22 protein-coding genes and 1 rRNA gene are annotated in these 22,776 nt (G+C 70.8%); 8 read left to right on the top strand and 15 right to left on the bottom strand.

The window, feature by feature from the left end; translation table 11 throughout:
- Both ACZ7OY_RS06690 and ACZ7OY_RS06685 read right to left on the bottom strand, forming a co-directional pair.
- A 16S ribosomal RNA gene (locus ACZ7OY_RS06690) occupies positions 1 to 76 on the bottom strand; the annotation flags it as partial.
- 1,196 nt (positions 77 to 1,272) lie between these two features.
- Positions 1,273 to 1,956: a DNA-3-methyladenine glycosylase gene (locus ACZ7OY_RS06685; protein WP_471910325.1), complete on the bottom strand. Its 684-nt coding sequence runs from the start codon at positions 1,954 to 1,956 to the stop codon at positions 1,273 to 1,275.
- A gap of 139 nt (positions 1,957 to 2,095) precedes the next feature.
- On the opposite strand from ACZ7OY_RS06685, the gene ACZ7OY_RS06680 reads away from it, so the two are divergent.
- The 3 genes from ACZ7OY_RS06680 (at position 2,096) to ACZ7OY_RS06670 (ending at position 4,111) form a co-directional block, all read left to right on the top strand.
- A complete protein-coding gene (locus tag ACZ7OY_RS06680) occupies positions 2,096 to 2,878 on the top strand; it encodes a sporulation protein (protein WP_351614723.1) in 783 nt (260 codons plus the stop codon).
- A gap of 41 nt (positions 2,879 to 2,919) precedes the next feature.
- Positions 2,920 to 3,459 carry a YbhB/YbcL family Raf kinase inhibitor-like protein gene (locus ACZ7OY_RS06675; protein WP_471910324.1) on the top strand — a complete coding sequence of 180 codons (540 nt, stop codon included), beginning with the start codon at positions 2,920 to 2,922 and terminating at the stop codon, positions 3,457 to 3,459.
- Positions 3,460 to 3,604: 145 nt separating this feature from the next.
- Entirely contained in the window at positions 3,605 to 4,111 is a 507-nt protein-coding gene (locus ACZ7OY_RS06670; RefSeq protein WP_471910323.1) for an HNH endonuclease, read from the top strand.
- 105 nt (positions 4,112 to 4,216) lie between these two features.
- Here ACZ7OY_RS06670 and ACZ7OY_RS06665 read toward each other — a convergent pair whose 3' ends face one another.
- The 3 genes from ACZ7OY_RS06665 to ACZ7OY_RS06655 all read right to left on the bottom strand — a co-directional run bounded on the left by ACZ7OY_RS06665 (position 4,217) and on the right by ACZ7OY_RS06655 (position 6,612).
- Positions 4,217 to 5,170, bottom strand: a complete 954-nt coding sequence (locus ACZ7OY_RS06665; protein ID WP_471910322.1) for an SPFH domain-containing protein — start codon at positions 5,168 to 5,170, stop codon at positions 4,217 to 4,219.
- A gap of 131 nt (positions 5,171 to 5,301) precedes the next feature.
- Entirely contained in the window at positions 5,302 to 5,733 is a 432-nt protein-coding gene (locus ACZ7OY_RS06660; RefSeq protein WP_471910321.1) for an NfeD family protein, read from the bottom strand.
- An 81-nt stretch (positions 5,734 to 5,814) separates the two neighbouring features.
- Entirely contained in the window at positions 5,815 to 6,612 is a 798-nt protein-coding gene (locus ACZ7OY_RS06655) for an ABC transporter ATP-binding protein (protein WP_351614708.1), read from the bottom strand.
- 138 nt (positions 6,613 to 6,750) lie between these two features.
- Between ACZ7OY_RS06655 and ACZ7OY_RS06650 the strand changes: the two genes are divergently transcribed.
- A complete protein-coding gene (locus ACZ7OY_RS06650; RefSeq protein ID WP_471910320.1) occupies positions 6,751 to 7,539 on the top strand; it encodes a hypothetical protein in 789 nt (262 codons plus the stop codon).
- Between the two features lie 510 nt (positions 7,540 to 8,049).
- On the opposite strand, the gene chpE is transcribed toward ACZ7OY_RS06650, so the two are convergent.
- The 3 genes from chpE to ACZ7OY_RS06635 all read right to left on the bottom strand — a co-directional run bounded on the left by chpE (position 8,050) and on the right by ACZ7OY_RS06635 (position 10,315).
- On the bottom strand, positions 8,050 to 8,295 hold the full coding sequence (chpE, locus tag ACZ7OY_RS06645) for a chaplin ChpE (protein ID WP_471910319.1): 246 nt from the start codon (positions 8,293 to 8,295) through the stop codon (positions 8,050 to 8,052).
- Between the two features lie 171 nt (positions 8,296 to 8,466).
- The gene (locus tag ACZ7OY_RS06640; protein ID WP_471910318.1) at positions 8,467 to 9,108 is read right to left on the bottom strand and encodes a response regulator; all 642 of its coding nucleotides are present in this window, start codon (positions 9,106 to 9,108) and stop codon (positions 8,467 to 8,469) included.
- On the bottom strand, positions 9,101 to 10,315 hold the full coding sequence (locus tag ACZ7OY_RS06635; protein ID WP_471910317.1) for a GAF domain-containing sensor histidine kinase: 1,215 nt from the start codon (positions 10,313 to 10,315) through the stop codon (positions 9,101 to 9,103). The genes ACZ7OY_RS06640 and ACZ7OY_RS06635 overlap by 8 nt, the downstream gene beginning before the upstream one ends.
- 524 nt (positions 10,316 to 10,839) lie before the next feature.
- Between ACZ7OY_RS06635 and ACZ7OY_RS06630 the strand changes: the two genes are divergently transcribed.
- The gene (locus ACZ7OY_RS06630) at positions 10,840 to 11,559 is read left to right on the top strand and encodes a transglycosylase SLT domain-containing protein (protein ID WP_471910316.1); all 720 of its coding nucleotides are present in this window, start codon (positions 10,840 to 10,842) and stop codon (positions 11,557 to 11,559) included.
- Positions 11,560 to 11,677: 118 nt separating this feature from the next.
- Here ACZ7OY_RS06630 and ACZ7OY_RS06625 read toward each other — a convergent pair whose 3' ends face one another.
- Positions 11,678 to 14,164, bottom strand: a complete 2,487-nt coding sequence (locus tag ACZ7OY_RS06625) for an ABC transporter ATP-binding protein/permease (protein ID WP_471910315.1) — start codon at positions 14,162 to 14,164, stop codon at positions 11,678 to 11,680.
- Between the two features lie 241 nt (positions 14,165 to 14,405).
- On the opposite strand from ACZ7OY_RS06625, the gene ACZ7OY_RS06620 reads away from it, so the two are divergent.
- Together ACZ7OY_RS06620 and serB are read left to right on the top strand one after the other, a co-directional pair.
- A complete protein-coding gene (locus ACZ7OY_RS06620) occupies positions 14,406 to 16,577 on the top strand; it encodes a streptophobe family protein (protein WP_471910314.1) in 2,172 nt (723 codons plus the stop codon).
- Between the two features lie 170 nt (positions 16,578 to 16,747).
- Positions 16,748 to 17,962 carry a phosphoserine phosphatase SerB gene (serB, locus tag ACZ7OY_RS06615; RefSeq protein WP_471910313.1) on the top strand — a complete coding sequence of 405 codons (1,215 nt, stop codon included), beginning with the start codon at positions 16,748 to 16,750 and terminating at the stop codon, positions 17,960 to 17,962.
- A gap of 106 nt (positions 17,963 to 18,068) precedes the next feature.
- Here serB and ACZ7OY_RS06610 read toward each other — a convergent pair whose 3' ends face one another.
- From ACZ7OY_RS06610 to ACZ7OY_RS06595, 4 genes are all read right to left on the bottom strand, one after another.
- Positions 18,069 to 18,587, bottom strand: coding sequence for a SixA phosphatase family protein (locus tag ACZ7OY_RS06610; RefSeq protein WP_471910312.1), 519 nt, complete (start codon positions 18,585 to 18,587; stop codon positions 18,069 to 18,071).
- Positions 18,588 to 18,696: 109 nt separating this feature from the next.
- Positions 18,697 to 18,909 (bottom strand): hypothetical protein, encoded by a 213-nt coding sequence (locus ACZ7OY_RS06605; protein ID WP_471910311.1) that lies wholly within the window; start codon positions 18,907 to 18,909, stop codon positions 18,697 to 18,699.
- Positions 18,910 to 19,177: 268 nt separating this feature from the next.
- On the bottom strand, positions 19,178 to 19,294 hold the full coding sequence (locus ACZ7OY_RS06600) for an SGM_5486 family transporter-associated protein (RefSeq protein ID WP_351617251.1): 117 nt from the start codon (positions 19,292 to 19,294) through the stop codon (positions 19,178 to 19,180).
- Between the two features lie 47 nt (positions 19,295 to 19,341).
- Entirely contained in the window at positions 19,342 to 20,727 is a 1,386-nt protein-coding gene (locus ACZ7OY_RS06595) for a CynX/NimT family MFS transporter (protein WP_471910310.1), read from the bottom strand.
- An 82-nt stretch (positions 20,728 to 20,809) separates the two neighbouring features.
- On the opposite strand from ACZ7OY_RS06595, the gene ACZ7OY_RS06590 reads away from it, so the two are divergent.
- Positions 20,810 to 21,499, top strand: a complete 690-nt coding sequence (locus tag ACZ7OY_RS06590) for a FadR/GntR family transcriptional regulator (protein WP_471910309.1) — start codon at positions 20,810 to 20,812, stop codon at positions 21,497 to 21,499.
- On the opposite strand, the gene ACZ7OY_RS06585 is transcribed toward ACZ7OY_RS06590, so the two are convergent.
- Positions 21,480 to 21,830, bottom strand: coding sequence for a hypothetical protein (locus ACZ7OY_RS06585; RefSeq protein WP_471910308.1), 351 nt, complete (start codon positions 21,828 to 21,830; stop codon positions 21,480 to 21,482). The genes ACZ7OY_RS06590 and ACZ7OY_RS06585 overlap by 20 nt on opposite strands.
- A gap of 175 nt (positions 21,831 to 22,005) precedes the next feature.
- Positions 22,006 to 22,773 carry an enoyl-ACP reductase FabI gene (gene fabI / locus ACZ7OY_RS06580; protein ID WP_392621961.1) on the bottom strand — a complete coding sequence of 256 codons (768 nt, stop codon included), beginning with the start codon at positions 22,771 to 22,773 and terminating at the stop codon, positions 22,006 to 22,008.
- Between the last annotated feature and the right edge of the window lie 3 nt (positions 22,774 to 22,776).

Raw genomic sequence — 22,776 nt, 5'->3', positions numbered from 1 at the left:
GGCTTCATCGTTCGACTTGCATGTGTTAAGCACGCCGCCAGCGTTCGTCCTGAGCCAGGATCAAACTCTCCGTGAATGTTTACCGGTAATCCGGTTGACACACACGAGAGCGGTGCAAGAGGAGGAATGATCCTCTCGCACACAGCGTCCTCGCTGTGATTTTTCAAAGGAACCTCGTCCCAGCCGATCGGCCGGAGACGGGGTATCAACATATCTGGCGTTGATTTTTGGCACGCTGTTGAGTTCTCAAGGAACGGACGCTTCCTTTGTACTCACCCTCTCGGGCTTTCCTCCGGGCTTTTTCCCTTCGGTCTTGCGTTTCCGACTCTATCAGACCGTTTCGCGATCCGATTTCCTCGGTGCTTTCCAGGTTCCCGCTCTCGCGTTTCCCTTTCCGGCGACTCCGACTCTATCAGACCTTTTCGCGATCCGATTCCCTGTCGGCGGGATTTGCCTCGGGCCTCTTCGCTTTCGCTTGTCGGCCTTTCGGCATTCACTACGTTAGCCGGTTCGCTCCGCAGCTCATAATCGAGCTTTCGCGAATCCGAATTCGAGCATGCAGGCATGCCAAATTCGACCCCGTCAGAGGTGGTTGTAGGTAGTGGGTTGGCCACTCCCGGTTGCTGGCGATTGCCATATCCGGTTCAGCGGCTTGGGCTACATTACGCACCCTGTGGGGGCGAGTCAACTTGGGTGGCGTCTCGGCGTGTGGGCCCGGTGACCGCCCGCAGTCGCGGCGCCGGCGACCCGGAATCGCCCCGGAACCATGTGGAGTGAGTGCCTCCGGCACCGGACGCCCCGAGCGTGGGCCGGTGCGTACCTGGTCGGGAGGGTACGGACGTACTCGTACGCGTGGTCGGAGGGGAACCCAGGGAGCGTTCGGTCGGGCACTCGTCCGTGCCGTCCGACGGGCGGCCCGTGCCGTGAGGGGTGGTCCGACGGGCTGGACCTTTGGCCGGTTCCATGTCGTATCGGGCCGAGAGTCGACGTTTGCGCGTGAGCGGGTCGGTGCCTGATGTGCTTGAGGGTGAACTCTGGCAGGGCGTAGGGACCGGCCTGGGGTGCCCAGGGTCAGCCGGCAGGTCCGCTCCGTGGATGTACGGCGTGCCGTTCGGCCTCGTCGACCGGCGTGTACGCGAGTGTCGTCGGGTCGGGCAGTTCCCGGAAACGCCCGCCGCGCCTGTCACGGCGACCGTCCCGAGACCCAGACCCACTGCGTCTCGCCCCCGATTTCGTCGACCACGAGATCCGCCCTGTCGGTGATCCCCCGGCTCAAGAGGCGGGCGGTTTGGCTCTCGGGCTCAGCCGGTACGCCGAGACGGTCGGGTCGGCGGCGAGATAGAAGCGGTGCTGCCAGTCGTGGGCTTTGCTCACGCCCACCCGGGGGCCGACCCGGATGAGCGCGGCGGGTACCGGCTCGCCCTCGGCGAGTGCGACCGAGGCACCCGTCAGCAGGTCTGTGCCGTTGTGTTCGTGCGTGATGCCGAGCGCCTGGCAGAAGTTCCCCGGGCCCCGCGCAAGGCGTGCGGTCTCGACCTTCGCCCCTCGGCGCCCACGGGCCAGGTCCTCCCCTTCGACGACCCTGCCCGCGCGGATGAGGACGGCGGTGGCCGTACCGTCCGTTCCGGTGACGATGTTGGCGCACCAGTGGAGGCCGTGGGACCGGTAGACGTACAGATGTCCCGCGGGCCCGAACATCACGGCGTTGCGAGGTGTCCTGCCCCGGTAGGCGTGGGAGGCGGGGTCGGCCGCGCCGGAGTACGCCTCGGTCTCCGTGATGGCGATCCGGACGGTTCCCTCGCGGGTCTCGTGGCTGAGGACGGCACCGAGCAGCTCGGGGGCGACTTCTTCGGCGGGGCGGGCGAGGAAGCGGCGGAGCCGGTCGGGGGCGCTCTCCGGTACGGGCCGGTCGTGGGAGTCCTTGCCGGAGGGCGTACGGTCGGGGGTCGCGATCATGCCCTCCGAGCGTAGTGCAGACGGGGTGGTCCGACGGGGTGGTCAGGGAGCGTTCGCCTTGCCAGGGTGAGGAGAGCGGAACCGGTCACGGCCGGATCGCGTGGGTACGGATCAGAGGTCCACTCGTAAAGGGAGAGTCATGGGGTTCAAGAAGCTGCTCGCGAGTCTGGGGGCCGGCGGAGCTTCGGTCGAGACCGTGCTGACCGAGGTCAACGTCGTTCCGGGCGGTGTCGTCCAGGGTGAGGTGCGGATCCAGGGCGGGTCCGTCAACCAGCAGATCGAGGGGCTGTCGGTCGGGCTCCAGGCGAAGGTCGAGGTCGAGAGCGGCGACCAGGAGTACAAGCAGGACATCGAGTTCACCAAGGTGCGGCTCGGGGGTGCCTTCGAGCTCCAGGCGGGTGCGGTGCACGCGGTCCCGTTCGGGCTGGAGATCCCCTGGGAGACGCCGATCACGATGATCGACGGTCAGGCGCTGCGCGGGATGCACATCGGGGTGACCACCGAGCTGGAGATCGCGCGGGCCGTGGACTCCGGTGACCTGGACCCGGTCAACGTGCACCCGATGCCGGCGCAGAAGGCCATCCTGGACGCTTTCATCCAGCTGGGCTTCCGCTTCAAGAACGCGGACATGGAGCGCGGTCACATCCGCAACACGCGGCAGCGGCTCCCCTTCTACCAGGAGATCGAGTTCTACCCGCCGTCGCAGTACCGGGGGCTGAACCAGGTCGAGCTGAGCTTCGTGGCCGACGAGCACGCGATGGACGTCGTCCTGGAGATGGACAAGAAGCCGGGTCTGTTCAGCGAGGGCAGCGACACCTTCCGCTCCTTCCAGGTGGGCCTGCACGACTTCCACGGGACCGACTGGGCGGCTTACCTCAACCAGTGGCTGTCCGAGGTCGGCAGCAAGCGCAACTGGTTCTAGGCTCGGGTCCGACTCAAGGAAACCGATCAGGAGGTATCGAGGTGACCGAGCTCAAGCGGCGGCCGCTCCCCCATGACTTCCATCCGCCCGTGCCGTCGTTCACGGTGACGAGCGAGGACGTCCGGGAGGGCGCGACGCTCAAGGACGCTCAGGTCCACGCGGCCGGCAACACCTCACCGCAGCTGCGGTGGGAGGGCTTCCCGCCCGAGACCAAGAGCTTCGCCGTGACCTGCTACGACCCGGACGCCCCGACGGGCAGCGGGTTCTGGCACTGGACCGTGTTCGACATCCCGGCCTCGGTCACGGAGCTGCCCGCCGGTGCGGGCAGCGGCAAGTTCGAGGGGCTGCCCGAGGGCGCCGTGCAGGTGCGCAACGACTACGGCACCAAGGACTTCGGCGGTGCCGCGCCGCCGCCCGGCGACGGCCCGCACCGGTATGTCTTCACGGTGTACGCGGTCGACCAGGAGAAGCTCGGTCCGGACGCGGACGTGTCGCCCGCGGTCGTCGGGTTCAACCTGCGGTTCCACGCGATCGCGCGTGCCCAGCTGATCGGTGAGTACGAAGTACTCGTAGCAGACTGACGTTCATAGAACGTTTGCCCGCCTCTGGTCTTGGAAGTGATCAGAGGCGGGCATTTTTTATTGCGTTGTCCATCTCGGCGTGCCCGGCCAGAGTTGATCCAAGCCCGCCGGGGAGTGGGCCGGTGCGCATGGGAGGTGGGCTGGAATGCGAGACACGCTGGTACTGAACGCCAGTTTCGAGCCGCTGTCGACGGTGACGCTGAACCGAGCCGTCGTTCTGGTGCTCCAGGACAAGGCGGTCGTCGAGCAGGCCCACCCCGAACTGCGTATGCGCGGAGCCGCGGTCGACATACCCGCGCCCCGGGTGATCAGACTGTGCCGGTACGTACGGGTGCCCTTCCGAAGACAAGCCCCGTGGTCGAGGCGGGGCGTGCTGGTGCGGGACCGGCACCGGTGCGCGTACTGCGGCCGGCGGGCGACGACCGTGGACCACGTGGTGCCGAGGGCGCAGGGCGGCCAGGACTCGTGGCTGAACACGGTCGCCTCGTGCGCGGAGGACAATCACCACAAGGCCGACCGGACGCCGGAGCAGGCGGGTATGCCGCTGCTGCGGCAGCCGTTCGAGCCGACGCCCGCGGACGCGATGCTGCTGTCGCTGGGGCACGAGGACTTCGAGGCGCTGCCGGAGTGGCTGGGGCAGCCCGCCGCCTGAGCGCTCCGCTGAGGTCGGAGGTCCGAGGTCGGAAGTCGGAACTGCAAGGAAGCGGGGCCCACTCCGTCGGGAGTGGGCCCCGTCTCGTGTGCGGGTGCCGGCCGGTCAGTCCAGGGACGGCTTCTCGCGGCGCTCCGTACCGCTGTTCTTGCCGGTGGTGCTACCGGCGCCCGAACCGCCGCCCATGGCACCGAAGTTGCCCATGGCGCCGGAGAGGCCCTTGAGGGCGTCCCCGATCTCACTGGGCACGATCCAGAGCTTGTTGGCGTCGCCCTCGGCGATCTTCGGGAGCATCTGGAGGTACTGGTACGACAGGAGCTTCTGGTCCGGGTCGCCGGCGTGGATCGCCTCGAAGACCGTACGGACGGCCTGGGCCTCGCCCTCCGCGCGCAGGGCCGCGGCCTTGGCCTCACCCTCGGCCCGGAGGATCTGGGACTGCTTCTCGCCCTCCGCGGTGAGGATCGCGGCCTGGCGCGTACCTTCGGCGGTGAGGATCGCGGCGCGCTTGTCACGGTCGGCGCGCATCTGCTTCTCCATCGAGTCCTGGATGGAGGTCGGCGGCTCGATCGCCTTGAGTTCGACGCGGTTGACGCGGATGCCCCACTTGCCGGTCGCCTCGTCGAGGACTCCGCGCAGTGCCGCGTTGATCTCCTCGCGGGAGGTCAGGGTCCGCTCCAGGTCCATGCCGCCGATGATGTTGCGCAGCGTGGTGACGGTGAGCTGCTCGATGGCCTGGATGTAGCTGGCGACCTCGTAGGTGGCGGCTCGGGCGTCGGTCACCTGGTAGTAGATGACGGTGTCGATGTTGACGACCAGGTTGTCCTGGGTGATCACCGGCTGCGGCGGGAACGGCACGACCTGTTCACGCAGGTCGATGCGGTTGCGGATGGTGTCTATGAACGGGACCACGATGTTGAGGCCCGCGTTGAGTGTGCGCGTGTAGCGGCCGAACCGCTCCACGATGGCCGCGCTCGCCTGTGGGATGACCTGGATCGTCTTGATCAGGGCGATGAAGACCAACACCACCAGAATGATCAATACGATGATGACCGGTTCCATCGTGGCTCCCCGTGCCTTTCTCCGCCTCGGCGCTTTCGGAAGATCTTATGGTTGTTGAAGATCTTGCTGGTCGAGTCTGACAGACCGTCGTGTGCCTCGTGGGGTGTTCCGGTCACTTGCGTCGAGCGAGGTCAGATGACGATCGCCGTGGCTCCCTCGATGTCCACGACGTCCACCTCCTGGCCCACTTCATAGGCGCGTTCGGCGTCGAGCGAACGCGCCGACCAGACCTCTCCGGCGAGCTTGATACGGCCTCCGGAGCCGTCGACGCGCTCCAGGACGAGGGCCTGCTTGCCCTTCAAGGCGTCGATGCCCGTGGCGAGTTGGGGTCGCTGTGCGCGGTGCCGGTTCGCGATGGGGCGCACCACGGCGATGAGGGCGACCGAGACGACGGCGAACACGAGGACCTGGCTGACGACGCCGAAGCCGAGTCCGGCCGTCACGGCGGCGGCGACCCCGCCCACGGCGAGCATGCCGAACTCCGGCATCGCGGTCACCACGAGCGGGATGCCGAGCGCTGCCGCGGCGACGAGCCACCACACCCATGCGTCGATGTCGTTCACACGGCCATGGTAGGTCCGCGGGACCGGTCACCGACAGGGCGCCCAGGGGTACTTGGGGAGCTGCTTCAGGGCTTCGGGACCTCAGGCCATCGGCAGGCCGTGCGCGGTCCAGCGGTCGCCGACCTGCTCGACGAGGAGCGGGAGGCCGAAGCAGAGGGAGAGGTTGCGGGAGGTGAGTTCGAGCTCCAGCGGGCCCTGGGCCAGCACCTTGCCCTGGCGGATCATCAGGACGTGGGTGAAGCCCGGGGCGATCTCCTCGACGTGGTGCGTGACCATGATCATGGAGGGGGCGATCGGGTCGCGGGCCAGCCGGCCGAGGCGGCGGACGAGGTCCTCGCGGCCGCCGAGGTCGAGGCCGGCCGCCGGCTCGTCGAGCAGCAGCAGCTCGGGGTCGGTCATCAGGGCACGGGCGATGAGGGTGCGCTTGCGCTCGCCCTCGGAGAGGGTGCCGAACTTCCGGTCGAGGAACTCCGTCATGCCGAGGCGGTCGAGGAAGGCGCGGGCGCGCTGCTCGTCGACGTCCTCGTACTCCTCGTGCCAGCCGGCCGTCATGCCGTACGCGGCGGTCAGCACCGTCTGCAGGACGGTCTGCTTCTTGGGGAGCTTGTCGGCCAGGGCGATGCCCGCCACGCCGACGCGCGGGCGCAGCTCGAAGACGTCGGTGCCCGGCCTGCCCAGCGTCTCGCCGAGCACGGACACGCTGCCCGAGCTGGGGAAGAGGTAGGTGGAGGCGATGTTCAGGAGGGTCGTCTTGCCGGCACCGTTCGGGCCGAGGATGACCCAGCGCTCACCTTCCTTGACCGACCAGGAGACCTGGTCCACGAGAGCCCGGCCCTCACGGACCACAGATACGTCCTGAAGCTCCAGAACTTCGCTCATGAGCGCGTTGTCTCCCCTTGCAGTGTGGCCGGTCTCGGCGTCTCGGCTGTCGCGTGCGCCGGTGGGCGCAGCCCTCAAGGAAATCTACGCCACCGGCCGCCCGCTCCATTCCATCGGTCCGGTCCTTAGGGTGGAGGCATGCTCACGGAACCGCGCTCTGGACGCCTCGCCGCTTGGGGAAATGCCCTTTTGGCCGGACTTGTCTCTCCTGATGACGCCGTGCTGGCCATCGTCGGGGAGGACGCCGTGCACCGGGTGGAGGGGCTGCCCGGCGAGTCGGGGCCGGTCGGGCTGACGCTGGCGCTGGGGCGGCTGCGCAGACTGGGCGTGAGCGGGCTGCTGGTGGCGCTGCCCGCGCCCGGGCATCCGCTGGGGCTGAGCGGGCCGCCCGAGTTCAATGCGCGGGCACTGGAGGCCGAGGAGGCGGTGGTCTGCCACGGGGCCGCACTGGGGCTCGTGCCCGAGGTGTACGAGGCCGGGCCCGCCGGTGACGTGCACGTCGAGGTGGTCTGGCACTGCCTGCCGGTGCGGGAGGCTCCGCCCGCGGACGTGCCGTCGCTGGGCGAGGCGGAGCGGGAGCTCGCCGAGGCGCTGCGCGAGGCGACGGCGGTTCTCTCCCGGCTGGATGTCGCCGGGTCGGGGCCGGTGGCGGAGGCGGCACTGGACGCGTACCGGGCGCGGGCCGAGCGGGGCCGGGAGGTGCTGGCCCCGGGTTATCCGCCACGGGCGGTGCGGGTGTTGGAGCTGGCGCAGCGGGTGGGGCTGCTGGTCGCACTGGCCCACGAGAGGGGGCACGGGGGCGCGGTGAGCGCGTCCGAGATGGGGGCGCGGACCCAGGCCCTGCGGCCGGTGGAGCGGACGGCCCGGCGGGCGCAGGTGGCCGCGTACAACTCCGTCGTGGAGGAGCGGGAGCGGGGGATGCGCTGAGCGCCGGCCACGGGTGACCGGCGCTCCGGGGTGCCTCGGGGTGCCCCCGGGGCGGCCTGGGGCCCTGCCCCGGCCCCGGCTCCTGTCCCCCGGGACGGACCGGCGGCACGGCCGCGTGGACCGGCGTCCGCCGGGGCAGCGACAGAAGGGCCGTGGGTGCCCCGCTCCGGGAACGGACGGACCCGCGCCACTGCCAGGGCGGGCAGCGGACGTGGGCCGACCGGCAGCGGTCGGGCCCACCCGCGGCATAGCCGGACGGACAGACATCCGCCGGACGGTCCCGCACCACGACCGGACGGACCCGCGCCACTGCCAGGGCGGGCAGCGGACGTGGGCCGACCGGCAGCGGTCGGGCCGACCCGCGGCACACCCGGACGGACCGGCGTCGGCCGGGTGGGCGGGTCGGCGTTCGTCAGGTTGGCCGTGTGGCCGGGGTGGGGTGGGCCAGGGCCTGTCCGGCCTCCCTGGAGTGTCCGGGAGGCCGGAGGGTGTCGCCGTGGAGCGGCGGGGTCAGTGGTTGAGTCCGAGGTTGCCGAACGCCGGGTTCAGCAGACCGACGACGTTCACGCTGTTGCCCACCACGTTCACGGGGATGTGCACGGGAGCCTGGACGACATTGCCCGAGACGACGCCGGGCGAGTGCTTGGCCTCGCCGTGGGCCCACGCGCCGTCGGTCGCGGAGGCCATGCCGGCTCCCGCGGCGATCAGCCCGCCGGCCACCATCGTCACGGCCGCTGCCTTCTTCAGGTTCTTCACTTCTCAACCCCTCCTTGTGGTCACCGCGGCAGTCGCCGCAGCACGCACTGGAGAACGCCGGAGATCCACGGAGGATGCGCCATCCGGGGGACATTCCCACGACGGTATGAATCTCAGACCGGAGCGGAACCTTTCCGGAGCGTGATCACGAACCCTCGGGCTGTTGTCGTATCAGCTGGTCACACCATGACGTACGGCCCACAGCGCGGCCTGGGTGCGGTCGGCGAGGTCGAGCTTCATCAGGATGTTCGAGACGTGCGTCTTGACCGTCTTCTCGGACAGGACGAGGGCACGGGCGATCTCGCGGTTGGACCGGCCGTCCGCTATCAGCCCCAGCACCTCACGCTCCCGGTCCGTCAGCGACCCGCCCCTGCCCTGGGGGGAGTTGACCTCCTCCTGGGACAACAGCGCGGCCGCGACCTCGGACTGGAGCAGGACATGGCCCGCGTGCACGGACCGGATGGCCGCGGCCAGCGCGTCGGGGTCCACGTCCTTGTAGACGTAACCGGCGGCACCCGCGCGCAACGCCGGGACCACGGTGCGCTGTTCGGTGAAGCTGGTGACGATCAGCACGCGCGCCGGGTTGGCCAGTTCGCGCAGTCTGCGCAGGGCCTCCACGCCGTCCATGCCGGGCATCTTGACGTCCATCAGGACGATGTCGGGTGCCAGCTCCTCGGCGCGGGCGACCCCTTCGGCGCCGTCCGCGGCCTCGCCCACGACCTCGATGTCCTCCTGCACCTCCAGGAAGGTGCGCAGGCCGCGGCGGACGACCTGGTGGTCGTCGACGAGCAGCACTCTGATGGGATCAGCCACCGGGGACCTCCAGCTCGATCGTGGTGCCCTTGCCGGGCGCCGACTCCACCGTCAGGGTGCCGCCGACCCCGCTCGCCCGGTCCCGCATGGAGACCAGGCCCAGGTGACGTCCTGCCTGCCGTACCGTCTGCGGCTCGAAGCCGCCGCCGTCGTCCGTGACGCGCAGCACCGCACCGCAGCCATGGCGGCCCACCGTCACGTCCACGTGCGCCGCCCCGGAGTGCCGCAGGGCGTTGTGCAGGGCCTCCTGGGCGACCCGGAGCACGGCCTCCTCCTGCGCCGCCGGAAGCGCGCGGAACTTGCGGGCGGTGAAGGTGACGCGTGCGGTGTGGGCGCGGTCCAGTACCTGTGTCTGGGTGCGGAGCGTGGCGACCAGACCGTCCTCGTCCAGCGCGGCGGGACGCAACTCGACCACCGCCGCGCGCAGTTCGTCCGTCGCCTCGGCGGCGAGCGCGGCGACCTGTTGCAGCTCTCCCTTGGCGCGGGCGGGGTCGCGGTCGACCAGGGCCGCGGCCGCCTGCGCGGTCAGGCGCAGCGAGAACAGCTTCTGGCTCACCGCGTCGTGCAGCTCGTGGGCGAGGCGCGACCGCTCCTCGACGATGGTCAGTTCGCGGCTGCGCTCGTAGAGGCGGGCGTTGGTGAGGGCGATGGCCGCGTGCTGGGCGAGGATGGAGAGCAGTTCCTCGTCCTCCCGCGTGAAGCCGCACCCGTCCTCCGGTGCGCAGTCCGCAGGCCGTCCGTCCGCAGGCTGTCCGTCCGCGAGCTGTCCGTCCGCCGGCCGTCCGTGCGCCGGGCGCTGCTTGTTGGCGAGGAACAGCGCGCCGATGACCTCGTCGCCGTCGCGGATCGGCAGGCCCAGGAAGTCCGACAGCTCGGGATGGGCGGCGGGCCAGCCCTCGAAGCGGGGGTCCTTGCGCACGTCGGCGAGGCGCTCGGGGCCGGTCTCGTGGAGCATCGCGGCGAGGATGCCGTGCTGGCGCGGGAGCGGGCCGATGGCCTTCCACTGCTCGTCGCTGACCCCGTCGACCACGAACTGGGCGAAGCCGCCGTGGTCGTCCGGGACGCCGAGGGCGGCGTACTGCGCGTCGAGCAGTTCGCGGGCCGAGGCGACGATCGTCTTGAGGACGTCGCGCACCTCCAGATGCCTGCTCATGGCCAGCAGCGCGGCACTCACCGCGACGAGGCCGGACCGGGGGCCTTGACTCATGACCTCACGGTACCGGCGGGCCACGACAGTGGTATCGGTCCGGCGGCGCCCCCGGCCGGGCCGGTGGGCCTACGTCCGAGGTCGCAGGTCCCGGCCCCGAGGCCGCAGGCCCGACCTCCCGACCCCTGACCCCTAACCCTCAACCCCTGTGACCCCTGACCCCCGGCCCTCGCCCCCTGGCCCCCGACCCCTGACCGAGTGGATTGCTTTAGCAACTCTCAGTGAGAGCTTCCCGTCGGGCATGTGAGTCGCCGCATAGGGTCCGCATCACGTACTAGGGGACATAGGAGATATCAACATCCTGTATGAACGGGAAAGACGACCCGATATGCCCGGCTTTGCACCTACCGGGTCCACTATCGGATTTCGTACGTCACATCTTTGCCACCGAGTTTTGCGCCAGCTAAGAATTGCTCTCGTCGCTCAGCGCCCCGGGTTCCGCCCGAGGCGCTCGTGCCGAAAGCACAGGTGTCCCCCGCCGGACGGAAGAGCGACCTCCGCGCTATCCAAAGAGGTCATCTGTCATGCCCAAGTACAGCCGCTTCCACAGTTACAGTCGCAAGCTGACCGGCTCTCACAAGATCGCGATCGTCGGTGTCGCAGCCCTCGGTGTCACCACTGTCGTCGTCTCCGCGGTTCCGAGCAGCGCGGAGACCACGAGCCAGGCCGTCACCTCGGCGCACGTCGCCTACAGCACCGAGCAGATCAAGGACGTCAAGGCCAGCCTCACCGACCAGCTCGCCGGCAGCAGCGTGAAGGTCGAGGCCATCGCCGCGCAGCAGAAGGCCGAGGAGGCCGCGCGGCAGAAGGCCACGGCCAAGCCGCAGGCCGCCCCGCAGAAGACCGAGGCGCGCCCGGCCGAGCAGCCCGCGAGCCGGTCCGCGCAGCGCCCCCAGATCCAGCAGCCCGCGGCGAAGACGTACGCCAACAACCTCGACGGCTGGATCCGCGAGTCCCTGGACATCATGCAGAGCAAGGGCATCCCGGGCAGCTACAGCGGTCTGTACCGCAACATCATGCGGGAGTCCTCCGGCAACCCGATGGCCATCAACGGCTGGGACACCAACGCCGCCAAGGGCATCCCGTCCAAGGGCCTGCTCCAGGTCATCCAGCCGACCTTCAACGCCTACCACGTGCCCGGCACCTCGTGGAACATCTACGACCCGGTCGCCAACATCACGGCAGCCTGCAACTACGCGGCCCACAGGTACGGCTCGATGGACAACGTCAACAGCGCGTACTGAGGCGGCGCGGGCCTCGAAGCGCGGACACGCCGAAGGGCGGCACCCCGACAGGGTGCCGCCCTTCGGCGTCGTACGGACCGGACCAGTACGGACCGGACCAGTACGGACCGGGACCGGGTTACTTGCGCATGACCTCGGGCTCGTGGCGGCGCAGGAAGCGGGCCACGAAGAAGCCGCAGATCACGCCGAGGACGATCAGGACGGCCATGTCCAGACCCCAGGCGCCCGCGGTGTGGTCCCACAGCGGGTCCGTGCTCCCGCCGTCCGTGGGCGGGCTGATCTTGTTGAAGTCCAGCGTGGCGCCGGCCGCGGCGACCGCCCAGCGCGACGGCATCAGGTACGAGAACTCGTTGACGCCGACCGAGCCGTGCAGGGTGAACAGGCAGCCGGTGAAGACGACCTGGATGATCGCGAACATGACCAGCAGCGGCATGGTCTTCTCGGCGGTCTTCACCAGGGCCGAGATGATCAGACCGAACATCATCGAGGTGAAGCCCAGCGCCATGATCGGCACCGAGAGTTCGAGGATGGTCGCGCCGCCGAAGACCAGGCCCTTGTCCGGGATCCCCCGGTTGAAGAAGCCGATGGTGCCGACCAGGGCGCCCTGGAACACGGTGATCGCGCCGAGCACGAACACCTTGGACATCAGATAGGCCGAGCGGGACAGGCCGGTGGCGCGCTCCCGCTCGTAGATGACCCGTTCCTTGATCAGTTCTCGTACGGAGTTGGCGGCGCCGGCGAAGCAGGCGCCGACCGCGAGGATCAGCAGCACCGTGGTGGCCGTGCCGTTGGGGATGATCCGGCCGGTCTTCGGGTTGGCCGGGTTGGGCAGCAGAGTGTGGTCGGCGTCGATGAGCAGGCTCACCGCGCCGAGCACCGCCGGCAGGATCACCATCAGCGCCAGGAAGCCCCTGTCGGAGGCGATCACCGAGGTGTAGCGGCGCACCAACGTGACGAACTGGGACATCCAGCCCTGCGGCTTCGGCGGCTTCATCGCCTGCATCGGCGCGATCGGTACGGACTGCGGCGCGACGGCGTCGATGTCGGCGGCGTACATCTGGTAGTGCTGCGAGCCCTTCCAGCGGCCCGCCCAGTCGTAGTCGCGGTAGTTCTCGAAGGCGGAGAAGACGTCGGCCCAGGTGTCGTAGCCGAAGAAGTTCAGCGCCTCCTCCGGGGGACCGAAGTAGGCGACCGAGCCGCCGGGCGCCATCACCAGGAGCTTGTCGCAGATCGCCAGCTCGGCCACCGAGTGGGTGACGACGAGGACGGTACGGCCGTCGTCGGCGAGGCCGCGCAGCAGCTGCATGACATCGCGGTCCATGCCCGGGTCGAGGCCGGAGGTCGGCTCGTCCAGGAAGATCAGCGACGGCTTGGTGAGCAGCTCCAGGGCGACGGAGACCCGCTTGCGCTGGCCACCGGAGAGGGAGGTGACCTTCTTCTCCTTGTGGATGTCCAGCTTCAGCTCGCGCAGCACCTCGTCTATGCGGGCCTCGCGCTCGGCGGTCGTGGTGTCCGCCGGGAAGCGCAGCTTGGCCGCGTACTTGAGGGCCTTCTTGACGGTCAGCTCCTTGTGCAGGATGTCGTCCTGCGGGACCAGACCGATGCGCTGGCGCAGCTCGGCGAACTGCTTGTACAGGTTGCGGTTGTCGTAGAGGACCTCGCCCTGGTCGGCGGGCCGGTAGCCGGTGAGCGCCTTCAGGAGGGTCGACTTGCCGGATCCGGACGGGCCGATGACCGCGATCAGCGACTTCTCCGGGACGCCGAAGGAGACGTCCTTGAGGATCTGCTTGCCGCCGTCGACGGTGACGGTCAGGTGACGTGCGGAGAAGGACACCTCGCCGGTGTCGACGAACTCCTCCAGCCGGTCGCCGACGATCCGGAACGTCGAGTGGCCGACGCCGACGATGTCGGCCGGGCCCAGCAGCTGGGTGCCGCCCTTGGGTATCGGCAGGCCGTTGACGTACGTGCCGTTGTGCGAGCCCAGGTCGCGGATCTCCATGCGGCCGTCGGGCGTCGAGTGGAACTCCGCGTGGTGGCGGGAGACCTGAAGGTCCGAGACGACCAGGTCGTTCTCCAGTGCACGGCCGATGCGCATGACCCGGCCGAGGGAGAACTGGTGGAACGTGGTCGGGCTGCGGTCGCCGTAGACCGGTGGCGCCCCCGCGCCCCCACCGGGCCCTTGCTGCTGCGGGATCGACGGGGCCGGCTGGCTCCACGCGCCGTCCGCCTGCGGTGTCTGCGGGGCCTGTTGGGCCCAGCCGGGGTTCGCGCCCTGCGCCGCGTACGGCTGCTGCTGGGGTTGCGCGACGGGTGCGGCGCCCGAAAGGGTCATGCACGGCCCGTCGTTGGCGTTGCCCAGGTGCACCGTCGAACCGGGGCCGAGCTCCATCTGCTGGATGCGTCGGCCCTGCGCGAACGTGCCGTTGGTGCTTCCGTGGTCCTCGATGACCCAACTGCGGCCGTTGTGGCTGACCGTGGCGTGACGCCAGGAGACCCTGGCGTCGTCGAGGACGATGTCCCCCTGCGGATCACGTCCCAGGGTGTATGGCCTGGACGGATCGAGCGTCCAGGTGCGTCCGTTCAATTCCAGTACGAGTTCCGGCACTCCAGCCCCACTGAGTTGTCCCCCGAGTTACCCCCATCGCAGGGAGTCTAGGGATGTCGAACATCGGGGGGAACTATTTCAGGAGCGGCCACCTGACCGAAAGTCGGGCCTTGTGGCGAAGGCGCACGGACGCTTCGGCCCGCGCCGTTGACGGGGTCGAAACCGGACCGGAGAGTAGTAATCCCCCGCGAGGGGGGCATGGTGCGCGGCGGCCGCCGTGCAGCGGATCGGGGGGTCTGCCATGAGTGCTGGCACGGGCGTCGGGACCGGCGAAGGCGCCGGACGGGGCAGCAGCGTGCCCTGGGTGGATGTCCTGCTGTCCGCGATCGCCGCGGTGAGCTGGGCGTTGATCGGGATGGCGGGCACGGCGGCGCTCGGGCTGCATCTGCTGGAGGCCGACACGGCGGGCTCGCTCGGCCCGATGACCGCGGCGGTCGTGACGCTGGGGGCCGGTGGTTCGGTCTCGCCGTCCGGGGACGTGTCCGCTTTCGGCCTGAAAGGCGCGCAGGCCACCACGGCCATCGAGATCACGCCACTCGGCGTGGGGCTGGTCGGGGCGCTGCTGTTGTCGTGGTTCTTCCTGCGGTCCTTGCGCACGGCCGGAGTTGTGGTCGCCCCGGCCGAACTCCTCGCGCGCGCGGGGACGGTGATCGCCCTGTTCGTGGCGATGCTGGGCGGGCTGGCCTGGGCGGCACACGACGTCGTCACCCTCGACGGCGGCTCGCTGGGCCTCGACGACCTCCCGGGCGGAGGAGGAGGCAGCGGCGGGGTGAGCGTGCCGGGGCTGGGGGATCTCGGGAACATCGGGGGGCTGCTGCCGGACCGGCTGGGCGACCTGGTCGACGCGAAGGCGGCGGTCGGGTTCTCCGTCGACACGGCGCCCACCCTGCTGGGCGGTCTGGGCTGGGCGGCCGGGGTCCTGCTGATCGCCCTGCTGGCCTCGCGCCGCACTCCGCTGCCGGCCGGCTGGACGGCCGTGCACCGCGTGGTGCGGCCGGCCGTGTCCGCGCTGGTCACGGTGGTGCTGGTGGCGGTGGCGGCGGGCGTCGCGGCGGCGGCGTACGCGGCGATCGGCGACGAGCATCCCCGGCGCATCGCGGGAGCCGCGCTGCTCGGCACGCCGAACGGGGTGTGGCTGGGCCTGCCGCTCGGTCTGTTCGTGCCGTGGGACGGCAGGGCCACCGGAGCGCTGGGCCGGCTCCTGCCCGACCCGCTGGACCGGCTGCTCAGCGTGTCGTCCGACCGGCCGGTGACGCTGGGCCGGCTGGCGGACCTGGACGGGCGGGTGTGGCTGCTGGCGGTCGCGGCGGCGCTGGCGATGCTGCTCGCCGGGGTGCTGACGGCGGTACGGACGCCGGTGGGGACCGCGGTACGGGCTCGGGCCGGGACGCCGGTGGACGGGACGGGGACGCCCGGCGTAGGCGGAACGGGCACGCTCGCGGCATCGGGCCGGCCTTCGGCGGACGTACCGTCCCCGGGCCCGGGGACGGAGGCGCGGGCGGGCGGCGGGCCCGGCCGCCCGGGGAATCCGGGCGCACTGGGCTTCGCGGGGCGGTGCGCGCTGCGGCTGGGGATCGTGACCGCTCTGGCGCTGCCGCTGCTGGCCTGGCTCACGGAGGTGTCCGTGAACGCCTCGCTGTCGGTGCTCGGCTTCGACGCGTTCGGCGCCGGGATCGAGCTGCACGGCCGTCTCGGGGCGGCTCTGCTCCTCGGCGCGGTGTGGGGCGCGGGCGCGGGGGCCGTCGGGGCGCTCCTGGCTCACGGGGCCGGGGCGGCGGGGCGGCGGGCGGCTCTCCTGGCACTGGGTGACACGGCCGGGGGCCGGGCGGCGTACGGGATCGACGGGGCCCCGGGGGGTGGTGCGCAGGCCGGCGGCGGGGTTCCCGGGCCGTACGGGGCGGCGCGGCCGTACGGGGCGCCGTCGGGCCCGTACGTCCCGGGCGCACCCCACCGGCCGCCCAACCCCGACACCAATCCGTACCTGCGGCTGCCGGACGAACTGCGCGAACCGCAGGACGCACGGCCCCCGGACGGCGGGTCCGGCAGCGGCACCGGCGGGCCGGGCTACCGGGCCGGTACGGGAGCGGCGGGCGACCAGGCCGGTACGGGGACGACGGGCGACCCGGCCCGTACGGGAGCGGCCGGCGCATCGGACGGACGGTGGTGGCCGTCCGGGGAGCCGACCGCTCACGACGACAGGTACGACGACAGGCCCAGCGACAAACACAGCGACAGGCCCAGCGACAGGCACGGCGACAGGTACGACGACGTGTACGGGGCCCCGACCATGGCGCGGCCGATCGATCCGCCCCCGCGGCGCTCCCCCGGCCCGCGTCCCGGGCAGCGGCCGCCGACCACGCCGGAGGAGGGACCGCCGCCACCGCCGCCGCCCGCGCCGCCGAGGCCCCGGTGATCTGCGGCTCGGCCGCGGCCGCGGGGCGGGCGCCCGGCTCGACGCCTCCCTGGGCGCGGCCGTAGCCTTCTCGTAAGATGCCCGCTGTCCGGTGGACATGAAGTGTTATGTGTCCGTCAGACGGACGTGAGGCGCAAAAGGCACGGGGTGCCGGATACGGTGGTGACACCATGAGCGCTTCGCAGACCTCGACAGCTGACGTCCCCACTCTCCTCGTCAAGATCTTCGGCAAGGACAGGCCGGGCATCACCGCCGGCCTCTTCGACACCCTCGCCGCCTTCTCCGTCGACGTGGTCGACATCGAGCAGGTCGTCACCCGTGGCCGGATGGTGCTGTGCGTGCTCGTCACCGAGCCGTCCCCGGAGTTGCAGGGGGAGCTGCGGGCGACCGTCCACAGCTGGGCGGAGTCGATGAAGATGCAGGCGGAGATCATCTCCGGCATCGGCGACAACAGGCCGCGCGGTCACGGCCGCTCCCTCGTCACCGTGCTGGGTCATCCGCTCACCGCGGAGTCGACCGCCGCCGTCGCCGCCCGGATCACCAAGGCCGGCGGCAACATCGACCGCATCTTCCGGCTGGCCAAGTACCCGGTGACCGCGGTGGAGTTCGCGGTGTCCGGGGTGGAGACGGAACCGCTGCGCACCGCCCTGGTGACCGACGCGGCCGCGCTCGGTGTGGACATCGCGGTCGTGTCGGCGGGCCTGCACCGGCGCGCCCAGCGGCTGGTCGTGATGGACGTGGACTCCACGCTGATCCAGGACGAGGTGATCGAGCTCTTCGCCGCGCACGCCGGCTGCGAGGACAAGGTCGCCGAGGTGACGGCGGCCGCGATGCGCGGGGAGCTGGACTTCGAGCAGTCGCTGCACGCGCGCGTGGCCCTGCTGGAGGGGCTGGACGCCTCTGTGGTGGAGAAGGTGCGCGCCGAGGTGCGGCTCACCCCGGGAGCGCGCACGCTGATCCGTACGCTGAAGCGGCTTGGCTTCCAAGTCGGCGTCGTCTCCGGTGGGTTCACCCAGGTCACCGATGACCTCAAGGAGCGGCTCGGGCTGGACTTCGCCCAGGCCAACACCCTGGAGATCGTCGACGGGAAGCTGACCGGCCGGGTCACGGGCGAGATCGTGGACCGGGCGGGCAAGGCACGGCTGCTGCGCAGGTTCGCCGCCGAGGCGGGCGTACCGCTCGCCCAGACCGTGGCGATCGGCGACGGCGCCAATGACCTGGACATGCTCAACGCGGCGGGCCTGGGGGTCGCCTTCAACGCCAAGCCGGTGGTGCGCGAGGCCGCGCACACGGCGGTGAACGTGCCGTTCCTCGACACGGTGCTGTATCTGCTGGGCGTCACCCGCGAAGAGGTCGAGGCGGCGGACACCCACGACGACCACTGAGTGGCGAACCGTTCCCGCACGGGCGCGGGCGGTGTGCACGACGAGTGACGACGAGGGGTCCCGCACCGAACCGGTGCAGGACCCCTCGTGCGCTGCGGGTGAGCGCTCAGTCGCTCGGCGCCCAGTAGTCGACCAGGGTGGCCACGCCGGGCTCCAGGGTCTTCCAGGACCCCTCGAAGGTCAGCACGGCGAAGGCGGCGGCCGGGAAGCCCCGGGCGCTCATCCGCTGCCGGGCGTCGCCCTCGGCCGAACCCGCCAGGATGTCGGCGAGGTTCTGCACACCCGGGTTGTGACCGACCAGGAGCAGGTTGTGCACGTCGTCGGGCGTCTCGTTGAGCAGTGCGATCAGCTCTCCGGGCGAGGCATCGTAGATCCGCTCCTCGTAGGCGGTTTTCGGCCGGTGCGCGAACTCCGAGACGGCGATCTTCCAGGTCTCGCGGGTCCGGACCGCCGTGGAGCACAGGGCCAGGTCGAGGGCGATGCCGGAGTCGGCGAGCTTGAGTCCGGCGACCGCGGCGTCCTTGCGGCCCCGGTCGGCGAGCGGCCGCTCGTGATCGGTCACCTGGGGCCAGTCGGCTTTCGCATGCCGGAAGAGGACAATCCTGCGGAATTCAGCGACGCTCATGAAATCCAGCTTCGCATGAAACACGCCATGGGGCGCAGGAAGTTGACACGCGGTTTCACCGGCGGCTTTCCGTGCCGCGACGGGGCCCGGCGGCCCTTCGGCCACTCCGTCAGTTGCGGGCCAGCAACTCCCGTACGCGCTCCAGGAAATGAGTGATCGCCGGGTCTCCCGCGGCCGCCGCCTGGGCGTCGGACGGGTTCAGGATCAGCGCGAGCAGGGTGATGAAGGCCAGCGTCGGCAGGGCGAGCGCCCACCAGGGCAGCCGGATGTCGGCACGCCCGGTCGTCGCCGGGTGGGTCCGGGTGTGCATGGGGGCCGACATGGATGCCTCCGCTGGTCTCCGCGTGGTCCGTGGCCCGCCGGTCGCGGCCACATCTCGAAGTTACGGAGTCCAGGGCCCCCAACCCATCCGGTGGCCCACCCACTTGACCCTGACCCTTACCCCCTAGGGGACAGGGGGGCTGGCACCACCACGGACGCCGTGACCAGCCGCTCGGCGCGGGAGCCGGTGGGCGGCCGCGGAGCCGGGCCGCGGTGGATCGCACCAGGTCAGACGGGCCGCGAGGGGCCCGGAAGGGGCGTCGAGGGCGTCAGGGCGAGGCGATCGTCGCGATGACGGCGATGACCACGAAGATGGCGAGGAACGAGCCGAAGACCATGAGCATCTTCTTCTGGCCGTTCGGCGGATTCGGTTCGAGCACGGGCATGGGGCAAGTCTCGCACCCTCCGCCGGCCGGGTGCCGCCGGGGTGCGGTCAGCGTGCCGCCTCGTCCTCCACCGTACGGTCGCGCCCGGCCAGCACGCCCACGGCCATCTGCGGGACCATCAGTGCCGCCATGAGCGCGATCGGCAGCCCCCAGCCGCCACTGTGCTGGTAGAGCACGCCCACCAGCAGCGGGCCGGGGATCGAGATCAGATAGCCGGTGCTCTGCGCGAAGGCCGACAGCTGGGCCACGCCCACGCCGGTCCTGGCCCGCATCCCGACCATCGTCAGGGCCAGCGGGAAGGCACAGTTGGACACGCCGAGCAGCACGGCCCAGGCCCAGGCACCGCCGGCCGGCGCGAAGTACAGGCCGGCGTATCCGGCCAGGCCGCAGGCGCCGAGCGCGAGCACGATGGGGCCCTGGTGGGGCAGCCGGGTGGCCAGGCGCGGGATGACGAAGGCGAGCGGGACGCCCATCACCATCGTGACGGCCAGCAGCAGTCCGGCCGTGCTCGCGGGCACTCCGGAGTCCCGGAAGATCTGCGCCATCCAGCCCATGGTGATGTAGGCGGCCGTGGCCTGGAGGCCGAAGAAGACGGCGAGCGCCCAGGCGGTACGGCTGCGGGTGATCCGCAACGCGGTCCGGTCCGGCTCCCCGGGCGCGGACGCGCGCTCGGCCAGGGGCACGCTCGGGGCCGTGGCGCCCCGGTCCCGCACCAGCGGCAGCCACGGCAGCACGGCCGTCGCGGCCAGGCCCGCCCAGACGGCGAGCCCGGTCTGCCAACTGCCGCCGAGCGTCCTGGTCATGGGCACGGTCACGGCGGCGGCCGTGGAGGTGCCGAGGGCCAGCGCCATGGAGTACAGACCGGTCATGGAGCCGACCCGGTCCGGGAACCAGCGCTTGACGATGACCGGCATCAGGACGTTGCTGACCGCGATGCCCATGAGGGCGAGCGCGCTGGCCGCGACGAACCCGGCCGTGCTTCCCGTGTACGGCCGTACGAGCAGACCGGCGGTGATCGCCACCATGCCCGCGCAGACCACCGCGGCCGGCCCGAAGCGGCGGGCGAGCCGGGGCGCCATGACGCCGAAGACGGCGAAGCAGAGCGGCGGCACCGAGGTGAGCACTCCGGCGAGGCTGCCGCTCATCCCGAGCCCGTCCCGGACCTCCTCCAGGAGGGCACCGAGGCTGGTGATGGCGGGGCGGAGGTTGAGCGCGGACAGCACGATGCCGACGGCGACCAGACGTGGCGCCCACGCGCGTACGGCCGTGCCGCCACCCGTACCGGTACCCGGGCTCGCGCCCCTGTCCGCGCTCGTGTCCGTGCGCGCGTCGGCGTCCTTGCCCTCGATCGGGCTCTCGATCGGGCTCGCGTTCCTGCTCTCGATCGTGCCCGCGTTCGTGGACGCCACCGTCCCGGTTCCCTCGTTCACCATGAGGACCATCATAGAATCATGGGATGATTGGTTGTCCATCCCCGGGTGGCCCGCTCCCGCCCGCTGCGTGCGAAGGTGTGCCATGCCCCTGAGCCATCCCCGTCGCTCGGCCCTGTCCGAGCAGGTCATCGCCGAGCTGCGCAACCAGATCACCTCGGGCGAGTGGCCGGTCGGCTCCCGGATCCCGACCGAGCCCGAGCTGGTCGAGCAGCTCGGGGTCGCGCGCAACACGGTCCGCGAGGCGGTCCGGGCGCTCGCGCACAACGGTCTGCTGGACATCCGCCAGGGTTCCGGCACCTACGTCGTGGCGACCAGCGAGCTGGCGGGCGTGATGCACCGCCGCTTCTCCGGCGCCGATCCGCGGCACATCGCCGAGCTGCGCTCCGCCCTGGAGTCCGCGGCGGCCCGGCTGGCGGCCGAACGGCGCACCGAGAAGGACCTCAAGCAGCTCGACGCGCTGCTGGTGCGCCGCGAGGAGGCCTGGGCGTCGGGGGACGCGGAGGCGTTCGTGGTGGCCGACGCGACCTTCCATCTGGCGGTGGTGTCCGCGTCGCACAACGACGTCATGACCGCGATGCACGCGGACCTGGGCGAGGTGCTGCGCGACTGGCTGCGCGACGACGTCGGCGAGGAGCTGACGCCGGAGGGGTACATGCAGCACACCCGGCTGGTCGACGCGATCCGCTCGGGCGACGCGGACACGGCCGCCGCGGAGGCGGCCGGCTATCCGCGGCTGTGCCGGCCGGGGCGCTTCAGCGCTTCTGGTGACTGATCCACACCGACCGCACCTCCATCCAGCACCGGCCGGCCAGCCGTACGGTCATCGCGGGCCCGGTGTCGATGGCGGGACCGTCGACGTCGAGGTCCCACCAACGGTCGCACTCGACGTGCAGAGCGACGCGATCGATGTCGGCATAGGGGTTGTGGCAGTAGGCGACGACATGGGAGCCGTCGACGGTGATCCGGCACTCGGCCCCGAACGGCTGCCGCGGGGCCGGAGGATCCCCTGCCTTCACGCGCGGGTGCGGCATCGCCTCGTACGGCAGGGACAGCACAAGAGCGACGGCTGCGGTCACTGAGGCCATGCTGTGGGACAGGCGCACAAGGGGGACCTCCTCGGCCGAGCTGGGGAGGATCTCGCGTGGGGTACGCGTTACTCCATTGTGCGCAACCGTCACCCGCTCAGGCCTGGCCGAAGGGGCCGAACGGGTGACGCCCCGCCCCCCGCGCGCTGCGGGGAACGGGGCGTCGACGTCGTACGGGACGACGCAGGAGAGATCAGGCGCCGATGGCGTGCAGGCCGCCGTCCACGTGGACGATCTCGCCGGTGGTCTTCGGGAACCAGTCGCTCAGCAGTGCGACGACACCCTTGCCGGCCGGCTCCGGGTCCTTGAGGTCCCACTCCAGCGGGGAGCGGCTGTCCCACACGGCGGCCAGATCGCTGAAGCCCGGGATGGACTTGGCGGCCATCGAGCCGAGCGGGCCCGCCGAGATGAGGTTGCAGCGGATGTTCTGCTTGCCCAGGTCACGCGCGATGTAGCGGCTGGTGGCCTCCAGGGCGGCCTTGGCCGGACCCATCCAGTCGTACTGCGGCCACGCGAACGAGGCGTCGAAGGTGAGGCCGACGACCGAGCCGCCGTTCTGCATCAGCGGCAGGCAGGCCATGGTCAGCGACTTCAGGGAGAACGCCGAGACGTGCATGGCGGTCGACACCGACTCGAACGGGGTGTTGAGGAAGTTGCCGCCGAGCGCGTCCTGCGGCGCGAAGCCGATGGAGTGCACGACGCCGTCCAGGCCGCCGAGCTCCTCGCCGACGACGTCGGCCAGCCGGGCGAGGTGCTCCTCGTTCGTGACGTCCAGCTCGATGACCTTGGCAGGCTTCGGCAGCTTCTTGGCGATGCGCTCGGTCAGGGTGGGGCGCGGGAACGCGGTCAGGATGACCTCGGCGCCCTGCTCCTGGGCCAGCCGGGCCGTGTGGAAGGCGATCGAGGCCTCCGTCAGCACACCGGTGATCAGGACACGCTTGCCCTCGAGAATTCCGCTCATGGT

Source organism: Streptomyces sp. NPDC107559, assembly GCF_055657365.1.
This window is presented reverse-complemented; position numbering and strand designations above follow the sequence as displayed.